This window comes from Streptococcus parasanguinis, from assembly GCF_001578955.1.
Lineage (GTDB): Bacteria > Bacillota > Bacilli > Lactobacillales > Streptococcaceae > Streptococcus > Streptococcus parasanguinis_U.
In genome coordinates this window covers 758,986-760,180 of record NZ_KQ969689.1, presented here as the reverse complement: position 1 = coordinate 760,180, position 1,195 = coordinate 758,986, and the positions used below count along the sequence as shown (strand labels likewise).

At 45.6% G+C, this 1,195-nt stretch carries 1 protein-coding gene and 1 pseudogene; both read right to left on the bottom strand.

What is annotated here, in order from left to right; all coding sequences use genetic code 11:
• Positions 1–428: pseudogene (locus tag SPADD19_RS12535) on the bottom strand (CCA tRNA nucleotidyltransferase); the annotation flags it as partial.
• A complete protein-coding gene (gene dapB, locus SPADD19_RS03680; protein ID WP_061455271.1) occupies positions 425–1,192 on the bottom strand; it encodes a 4-hydroxy-tetrahydrodipicolinate reductase in 768 nt (255 codons plus the stop codon). The gene dapB and the pseudogene SPADD19_RS12535, both read right to left, overlap by 4 nt.
• Between the last annotated feature and the right edge of the window lie 3 nt (positions 1,193–1,195).

Sequence of the window (1,195 nt, the reverse complement as noted above, 5' to 3'; positions counted from 1 at the left end):
TTTTCCAAGTCTTCTAACCCATGAAAAAGGTCAACAATTTCTCCTTTTTCATTTAAGGCAAAGGCATTAACCGTAAAATCACGACGCTTGAGGTCTTCTTCTAGTGAGCGCACAAAAGACACGGAACTCGGACGACGATAATCGACATAGACATCCTCTGTCCGGAAGGTCGTAATTTCATATTCTTGACCATTTTCAAGGACCAAGACAGTCCCGTGTTCGATACCGACATCTACTGTTCGATCAAAAATTGCCTTGGTCTCTTCTGGGTATGAGGAGGAAGCGATATCGACATCGTGAATTGGACGATCCAAGAGGGCATCACGGACAGATCCCCCTACAAAATAGGCCTCAAAACCAGCTGCTTTAATCTTCTCTAATATTGGTAAAGCCTCCTGAAACTCAGAAGGCATCTTTTCTAATCTCATAGTAAGTGTTCCAAACCATAAACAAGCTCATGACGCTTGACAACTTCTTTAATCCCTAGATTTACTCCTGTCATGAAGGAAACACGATCATAGGAATCATGACGGAGAGTCAACCCTTCGCCTTGGCTACCAAAAATCACCTCTTGGTGAGCGACTAGGCCAGGCAATCGAACCGAATGGATGCGCATCCCTTCAAACTCTGCCCCTCTTGCCCCAGGCATCAACTCTTCTTCATCTGCTGCACCTTGCTGGATCTTCTCACGCTTCTCAGAGATCAACTCAGCGGTCTTAATCGCTGTTCCACTCGGTGCATCTTTTTTCTTATCGTGGTGCAATTCGATAATTTCTACATTCGGGAAATACTTGGCTGCTTGCGCTGCAAATTGCATCAAGAGCACAGCTCCAATGGCAAAGTTCGGCGCGATCAAGCCACCCAAGCCCTTTTCACGTGAAAGGTCTGTCAATTCTTGGATCTGCTCAGGAGTGAATCCAGTCGTTCCCACAACAGGCGCAAAGCCATTTTCAATTGCAAAGCGAGTATTCTCGTAAGCGACCTTGGGCATGGTAAAGTCGACCCAAACATCTGCCTCTAGACCCACAACATCTTCTTTGTGGTTAAAGACAGGGACTCCTGCAACCTCTGTCTCATCAGTAAACGGATCGATCAAGCCAGCTAATTCTAACTCAGGATCTTCAGAAACCATCTTGTAGGCTGCTTGTCCCATTCTTCCCTTGAAACCTGCGATAATGACTTTAATTGACATAGA